Source organism: Allobosea sp. CER48 (assembly GCF_044752385.1).
GTDB lineage: Bacteria > Pseudomonadota > Alphaproteobacteria > Rhizobiales > Beijerinckiaceae > Allobosea.
The window spans coordinates 1-7,698 of record NZ_JBIWYK010000122.1 but is presented as its reverse complement, the minus strand read 5'-3'; the positions used below and the strand labels follow the sequence as shown (position 1 = coordinate 7,698).

The 7,698-nt window shown below is 66.1% G+C and carries 6 protein-coding genes; 3 read left to right on the top strand and 3 right to left on the bottom strand.

Annotated elements, in window-relative coordinates; genetic code table 11:
• Nucleotides 1–81: 81 nt before the first annotated feature.
• Nucleotides 82–1,692 (top strand): phosphoenolpyruvate carboxykinase, encoded by a 1,611-nt coding sequence (locus ACIPIA_RS06895; protein ID WP_400507940.1) that lies wholly within the window; start codon nucleotides 82–84, stop codon nucleotides 1,690–1,692.
• A 36-nt stretch (nucleotides 1,693–1,728) separates the two neighbouring features.
• Nucleotides 1,729–2,739: an Lnb N-terminal periplasmic domain-containing protein gene (locus ACIPIA_RS06890; protein WP_400507938.1), complete on the top strand. Its 1,011-nt coding sequence runs from the start codon at nucleotides 1,729–1,731 to the stop codon at nucleotides 2,737–2,739.
• A gap of 9 nt (nucleotides 2,740–2,748) precedes the next feature.
• On the opposite strand, the gene ACIPIA_RS06885 is transcribed toward ACIPIA_RS06890, so the two are convergent.
• The 3 genes from ACIPIA_RS06885 to ACIPIA_RS06875 all read right to left on the bottom strand — a co-directional run bounded on the left by ACIPIA_RS06885 (nucleotide 2,749) and on the right by ACIPIA_RS06875 (nucleotide 6,609).
• Entirely contained in the window at nucleotides 2,749–4,173 is a 1,425-nt protein-coding gene (locus ACIPIA_RS06885; RefSeq protein WP_400507935.1) for a sodium:proton antiporter, read from the bottom strand.
• Nucleotides 4,174–4,186: 13 nt separating this feature from the next.
• Nucleotides 4,187–5,851, bottom strand: a complete 1,665-nt coding sequence (locus ACIPIA_RS06880; protein WP_400507942.1) for a TRAP transporter large permease — start codon at nucleotides 5,849–5,851, stop codon at nucleotides 4,187–4,189.
• A gap of 158 nt (nucleotides 5,852–6,009) precedes the next feature.
• The gene (locus tag ACIPIA_RS06875) at nucleotides 6,010–6,609 is read right to left on the bottom strand and encodes a TRAP transporter small permease subunit (RefSeq protein WP_400507934.1); all 600 of its coding nucleotides are present in this window, start codon (nucleotides 6,607–6,609) and stop codon (nucleotides 6,010–6,012) included.
• Between the two features lie 290 nt (nucleotides 6,610–6,899).
• On the opposite strand from ACIPIA_RS06875, the gene ACIPIA_RS06870 reads away from it, so the two are divergent.
• Nucleotides 6,900–7,688 (top strand): class II glutamine amidotransferase, encoded by a 789-nt coding sequence (locus ACIPIA_RS06870; RefSeq protein ID WP_400507932.1) that lies wholly within the window; start codon nucleotides 6,900–6,902, stop codon nucleotides 7,686–7,688.
• Nucleotides 7,689–7,698: the final 10 nt, after the last annotated feature.

The window sequence follows — 7,698 nt, the reverse complement described above, 5'->3', positions numbered from 1 at the left end:
GCCCGGACCTTTCGACCGGCCCGCGCGTATGTGTTTCGACAACGGGCTGCCCGGAATGGGAGCGGCCTCCGGAGGAATTCAGTGGACAATATCGGTCAGTTCAACGCCGCCCATGGTGCCGAGGCCTTCGGCTTCCGCAAGCTCAAGGCTGTGCGCTGGAACCTGGAAGCGCCACAGCTTTACGAAGAGTCGCTTGACCGCGGCGAATCCCAGCTGGCGCGCGGCGGCGCGCTCTGCGCCGATACCGGCACCCACACCGGCCGCTCGCCCAAGGACAAGTTCACGGTGCGCGACGCGCTGACCGAGAACACCGTCTGGTGGGACAACAACCAGGCCATGTCGCCCGAGCATTTCGAGACCCTGCTCGGCGACTTCATGTCCCATGCCGAGGGCAAGGAGCTCTTCGCGCAGGACCTCTATGGCGGCGCCGATCCGGTCCACCGCGTCCGGGCCCGCGTCTTCACCGAGATGGCCTGGCACTCGCTCTTCATCCGCAACCTGCTGATCCGCCCGGCCCGCGACGAGATCGCCGCCTATGTTCCGGAGATGACGATCGTCGATCTGCCGAGCTTCAAGGCCGATCCGAAGCGTCATGGCTGCCGCAGCGAGACGGTGATCGCCATCGACTTCACCCGCAAGATCGTGCTGATCGGCGGCTCGCGCTATGCCGGCGAGATGAAGAAGTCGGTCTTCACCTACCTGAACTACGTCCTGCCGACCAAGGGCGTGGTGCCCATGCACTGCTCCGCCAATGTCGGCTCGAAGGACGATTCCGCGATCTTCTTCGGCCTCTCCGGCACCGGCAAGACCACGCTCTCGGCCGATCCCGACCGCACCCTGCTCGGCGACGACGAGCATGGCTGGTCGAAGGAAGGCATCTTCAACTTCGAGGGCGGCTGCTACGCCAAGACGATCAAGCTCTCGGCCGAGGCCGAGCCGCAGATCTTCGCCGCCTCCCTGCGCTTCGGCACGGTGCTGGAGAATGTGGTGCTCGATCCGATCACCCGCGAGGTCGATTTCGACGACCAGTCGAAGACCGAGAACACCCGCTCGGCCTACCCGCTCGACTTCATCCCCAATGCCTCGCGCACCGGCCGCGCCGGCATCCCGAAGAACATCGTGATGCTGACCGCCGACGCCTTCGGCGTCATGCCGCCGATCGCCAAGCTGACGCCGGCCGAGGCGATGTACCACTTCCTCTCCGGGTACACCGCCAAGGTCGCCGGCACCGAGCGCGGCCTGACCGGCGTCGAGCCGGAATTCTCGACCTGCTTCGGTTCGCCCTTCCTGCCGCGCCACCCGTCGGAATATGCCAACCTGCTGCGCGACTTCATCGCCAAGCACCATGTCGACTGCTGGCTGGTGAACACCGGCTGGACCGGCGGCAGGTACGGCACCGGCCGGCGCATGCCGATCCGCGTCACCCGTCGCCTGCTTTCGGCGGCTCTCGACGGCTCGCTCAACCGCGCCGATTTCCGCCGCGATCCCTATTTCGGTTTCGCCGTTCCCACTTCGGTGCCGGGTGTCGAGCCGCACATCCTCTATCCGGTGAAGACCTGGGCCGACAAAGCCGCCTTCGCCGAGACGGCGAAGAACCTCGTCGAGATGTTCGCCAAGAACTTCGCGAAGTTCGAGGACCACGTCGACGACGCCGTGAAGGCGGCGGCGCCGACGAGTTCGCTCGCGGCCTGACGCCAAGCCGACCGGCTTGTGTTACGAGAGGCGGCCATGAGCCGCCTCTTTTTCATTGTGCTGAAGCTTCTCCTCACCCTCATCCTTCTCGGGGCCGCCACCTGGGGCACGGGTTTCCTGCTGTTCCGGCTGTCGGGAGCGACCGCGATCGTCGCCGCCACCGGCTTCGGCATCGCCGCGCTTGCCGGCCTCATCGGCATCTGGACGAGCGACGCGCGCCTGCCGCTCGGTTTCGCCGCGGTGTTCGTCGGCCTGCTCTCCTGGTGGAGCAGCTTCCAGCCCTCGCATGACCGCGACTGGATTCCGGAACTCGCGCGCCTGCCGAGCATCGCGCGCGACGGCGATGTGATCACCGTCTCCAATCTGCGCCATTTCCACTGGCGAACCGAAGAGGATTACGACCAGAACTGGGAGACGCGCCGCTACAACCTCGCCGCCGTCAGCGGCGCCGACATCTTCCTGACCTACTGGTCGGGCGAGGCGATCGCGCATCTTCTGGTCAGCTTCACCTTCTCGGATGCCGTGCCGCTGACCTTCTCTATCGAGGTCCGCCGCGAGAAGGGCGAGGAATGGTCGGCGCTGGCCGGCTTCTTCCGCAGCTACGAGATGGCCTATGTCGCCGCCGACGAGCGCGATATCGTCGGGCTGCGCACGCATGCCCGGCGCGAGGATGCCAGGCTCTTCCGGCTCAGCGCCTCGGCCGACCAGGCGCGCGACCTGCTGCTCGCCTATGTGACGGATATAAACGACCTCGCCGCCAGGCCGCGCTGGTACAACACGCTGACGACCAACTGCACGACCGTGGTCTACCACCTCGTCGGCAGCGTCGCGCCGGGCTGGAAATTCTCGCTGCCACTGGACCCGCGCGTGCTTTTGTCCGGCTACCTGCCCGGCTACCTCCAGCAGATCGGGGCGATCCGGCAGGACATCCCGCTGGACGAACTGGTGCGGCTCGCCCGCATCGGCGACCACGCCCGCACGCTCTCCTTGGCCGATCCCCGCTTTTCCGCGAAGATCAGGGAAGGCGTTCCGACCGGCCGGCCCTGACCGCCCCTGTTACCGGAAGAACAGGACGGTCAGCACCAGGAAGAGCGGGATCAGGATCGCGCCGGACCAGAGCATGTAGCCGAAGAAGCTCGGCATCTTCACCTTCCGGTCCTTGGCGATGGCGTAAACCATGAAGTTGGGTGCGTTGCCGATATAGCTGTTCGCGCCCATGAAGACCGCGCCGGCCGAGATCGCAGCCAGCGTCAGCGCCCCCTGCGTCATCAGGGCCTTGGGATCGCCGCCCGCCAGTTCGAAGAAGACGAGATAGGTCGGCGCGTTGTCAAGGAAGGATGAGAGCGCCCCGGTCAGCCAGAAATAGGCCACCGTATTGGCGCTGCCGTCGGGATTTGTGACCAGTGCGACCAGCGGTGCGAAGGCCCCCTCCTTACCCGCCTGCAGCATCGCCAGCACGGGGATGATGCAGATGAAGATGCCCGCGAAGAGCTTGGCGACTTCCTTGATCGGCCCCCAGGAGAACTCGTTGCCGGCGCGGACGGGGCCTGGCGTGAGCCTGAGCGAAAGGCCGGCAAGCATGAGCAGGATCACGTCGCGCAGCAGGTTCTGCCCTTCGACGGGAACGCCATGGACGGCGAAGGCCGTGCCGGGCTTCCAGTTCGCCGACATCAGGATGGCGGCGATGACGCCGGCCAGGAGCAGGATATTGACCTTGCCCCAGAGCTTGATCGCGCGATCGGGCGTGGGATCCTTGAGAACCGGCAACCCCACTTCCCGGCGGTAGAACCAGCTGTCGAGCGCGTAGAACAGGGCGAGCAGCGCGGCCACGGCGAAGCTCGTCTCCGGCAGGAGATGCGTCGTCGTCCAGAAGAAGTCGACGCCGCGCAGGAAGCCGAGGAAGAGCGGCGGGTCGCCGAGCGGCGTCAGCGAGCCGCCGATGTTCGAGACCAGGAAGATGAAGAAGACGACGACATGGACGTTGAAGCGCCGGTCGTCATTCGCCCGCAGCACCGGGCGGATCATGATGATCGAGGCGCCCGTCGTCCCGACGAAGCTCGCCAGCACGGTGCCGATCGCCAGCAGCACCGTGTTTGTCAGCGGCGTGCCATGAAGGTTGCCGCTGATCAGGATGCCACCCGCGATCGTGAAGAGCGCGAAGAGCAGGATGATGAAGGGGATGTAGTCGAGCAGCGCCGTATGCAGCAGTGCTCCGACCGCCGGGTCGAAGCCGCGCAGCGTCACGAGCGGCACCAGCGTCAGCGCGGCCCAGAACGCGGCGAACTTGCCGTAGTGATGCTCCCAGAGATGCGGGAACAGCACCGGGCCGAGCGCGATCGAGAGCAGCATGCCGGCGAAGGGCAAGGCCCAGCCGGCGCCCATCGTGGCGCCCCCGATGTCGCCCGCGGCCCAGGCGCAACCCGGCGCCATCACGAGAGCGGCCGCAGCCGCTGCGATCCGCCTGCCGGCAACGCCCCCCATGGCGCGGCCCGCCCTACGGCTTGGGCGGCGCGCCGATGGACGGCGGCGCGTTGAAGTCGAAGCCGCCCGGTCCGCCAAGCCCCGGCACCTGGATCGAGTCGAACTGCTTGTCGATCGCCTTCTGGTCGAGCTGCACGGCGGAAGCCTTGTAGTGCATCACCATGCTCGGGAAGAGCACGACGAGCGCCACCATGATGCACTGGATCACCACGAAGGGCACGGCGCCCCAGTAGATCTGGCCGGTGGTGACGGGCTCCATCATCTTGCCGGTGATCTTGTCCTTGTAGGGGTTCTTCGGCGCGACCGAACGCAGGAAGAACAGGGCGAAGCCGAAGGGCGGGTGCATGAAGGAGGTCTGCATGTTCACGCCGAGGATGACGCCGAACCAGATCAGGTCGATGCCGAGCTTCTCCGCGGCAGGTCCGAGCAGCGGCACGATGATGAAGGCCAGCTCGAAGAAGTCGAGGAAGAAGGCGAGCAGGAAGACCATCACGTTGACGACGATCAGGAAGCCCGTCGCGCCGCCGGGCAGGCCGACCAGCAGGTGCTCGACCCAGAGATGGCCGTTGACGCCGTAGAAGGTCAGCGAGAACACGCGTGCGCCGACGAGGATGAACAGCACGAAGGCCGAGAGCTTGGCAGTCGATTCCGTCGCCTGCCGCAGCAGCTCGAAATTCATCCGCTTCTTGCCCCAGGCGAGCAGGATCGCGCCGGCCGCGCCCATGGCGCCGCCCTCGGTCGGCGTGGCGACGCCGATGAAGATCGTGCCGAGCACCAGGAAGATCAGCGCCAGCGGCGGCACCATCACGAAGATGACCTGCTCGGTCATGCGCGAGAGCAGGTTGAGCTTCAGGAACTTGTTGACCAGCGCGATGGCGAAGGAGACGCCCACCATGAGCGACATGGTGAGCACGACGAAGTCGGACCCCGCCGTCACCTTGGTGAACAGCTTCATGTAGGCATAGGACAATGCCCACGAGAGCAACGCCACAACGAGCAGCGAAAAGCGCCGCGTCTTGCCGTCGGCATCGCGCAGGGTCTGCGCCTCAGGCGGCAGTCCGGGCGCCCGGCTCGGCGCGATGACCGTGATGATGAAGACGTAGCCGGCATAGAGGCTCGCCAGGACGAGGCCGGGGATGAAGGCGCCCTCATACATGTCGCCGACCGACCGGCCGAGCTGGTCGGCCAGAACGATCAGGACGAGCGAGGGCGGGATGATCTGTGCGAGCGTGCCGGAAGCCGCGATGACGCCGGAGGCGAGGCGCCGGTCGTAGCCGTAGCGCAGCATGATCGGCAGCGAGATCAGGCCCATCGAGATCACCGAGGCCGCGACGACGCCGGTCGTCGCGGCGAGCAGCGCGCCGACGAAGATGACGGCATAGGCGAGGCCGCCGCGCACCGGGCCGAAGAGCTGGCCGATGGTGTCGAGCAGGTCTTCCGCCATGCCGGAGCGTTCGAGGATGAGCCCCATGAAGGTGAAGAACGGGATCGCCAGCAGCACGTCGTTGTTCATCGTGCCGTAGATGCGCTCCGGCAGGGCCTGCAGGAAGTTCTCCTGGAACATGCCGAGATCGATGCCGATCAGCGCGAAGAGCAGGCCGTTGGCGGCGAGCGCGAAGGCGACGGGATAGCCGAGCAGCAGGAAGACGACGAGCGTCGCGAACATCACCGGCGCCATGTTGACGCGCAGGAAGTCGCCGATGCCGCCGCCGGCTGCGAAGGCGTCGCCGGTATGGAGGCCGAAGAAGGCGAGGACGGTGAGCGCGAGCAGCAGGCCGGCGACGCGCGGGAGGCGATGAGCATGCATGGGACGGTTCCGGACTTCTTGCGGGCCGCTCAGGAAGCGAGGCCCTGTTCCTTGGCTTGGTCGAGCAGGCGCTGGGCTTCCGCCTCGGCTGCGGCGGCATGGCCGAGCGCCGCCTCGTCATCCTCGAGATCGCCGCGCATGATCGCGATCTGCTTGATGATCTCGGAAACGCCCTGGAAGCTCAGCATCAGGAAGCCGATGACCACGAGGCCCTTGGCGGGCCATTGCGGCAGGCCGCCGGCCGAGAGCGACTGCTCGTCGATGGCGTAGGAACGCACGAAGAACGGCCAGGAGTGGTAGACGATCAGGAGGCAGAACGGCATCAGGAAGAAGACATGGCCGAGCAGCTCGATCCACTGGCGGACGCGCTTCGGCAGCATGCTGTTCACGATGTCGATGCGGATGTGCTCCTTCACCTGCATCGTCCATGACGCGCACATCAGGAAGACCGCGCCGAACAGCATCCATTGCAATTCGAGCCAGGCATTCGACGAGACGTTGAAAAGCTTGCGGACGATCGCGTTGACCGTCGCGACGATGACCGCCGCGAGGATCAGCCAGGCGACTTTCTTGCCGATGAAGCCGTTGACCGAGTCGATGACCCGGCTGATGGCGAGGAGGCCCTTCACATTCCCGCTCCCGTCGAGAGGCGCCATGTACCGGATATGAAGCACCGGACATTTGGTTATGCGCCGTTTACGCGCAGGATCGGTATAGGAGCGATGCGGCCCACGCAAGACTATGTCGTTCTCATCCATTAGACGAAAGATGGATGTGCGCAGCTGCCTCTTTTCGCACCAGCAGATTGCGAGATGGCCGCCGGCTGTCGCGAACGCGGAGAAAATTCGTTATGTCCGCGTTCATCTTCGGGGAACATTATTCCCCGAGATCGTTCCCAGCCGGCTGATTCGAGGCCGAGATGTGCCGCTTCCTCGCCTATTCGGGCGCCCCCGTCTTTCTCGAGGACTTCGTCGCCTCGCCTTGCCACTCGCTGATCCACCAGTCGCTTCATGCCGAGGAGGCCAAGACCGGCACGAATGGCGATGGGTTCGGCGTCGGCTGGTATGGCGAGCGGGCCGAACCCGGGCAGTATCGCGAGGTGCGCCCGGCCTGGTCGGACGAGAACCTGCTCTCGATCGCGCGGCAGGTGCGCTCGCATCTGTTCTTCGCCCATGTGCGGGCCGCGACCGGCACCGCCACGACAAGGGCGAACTGCCACCCCTTCGTCCATGGCCGCTATCTCTTCATGCATAACGGCCAGATCGGCGGCTACTGTACCGTCCGGCGGCGGCTCGAGGCCCTGATCCCGGATGCGCTCTATGGCGCCCGCGCCGGAACCACTGATTCGGAAGCCCTCTTCCTGCTCGCGCTCGCCCATATCGAGGAGGGCATGGCGCCCGGCGCGGCGCTTGCCGCCGCTCTCTCGGATGTGCTCTCCCTGATGGACGAGACCGGCGTGCGGGAGCCGCTGCGCTGCGCCGCCGCGCTTGCCGATGGCGAGACGATCCACGCGATCCGCTGGTCGTCCGATGCCAGGCCCCCCAGCCTCTATGTCTGCCCCCGGCCCGACAGCGTCGTCATCGCCTCGGAGCCCGTCGATGCCGCCCGCGAATGCTGGCAGGCCCTGCCCTGCAATACGCTGGTCACGGTGCGGGGCGGCCGGGTCACGTCCTCGCCCTTCCTCGTCGGCTTGCGGCAGGCGGCCTGAGCCACTGCGT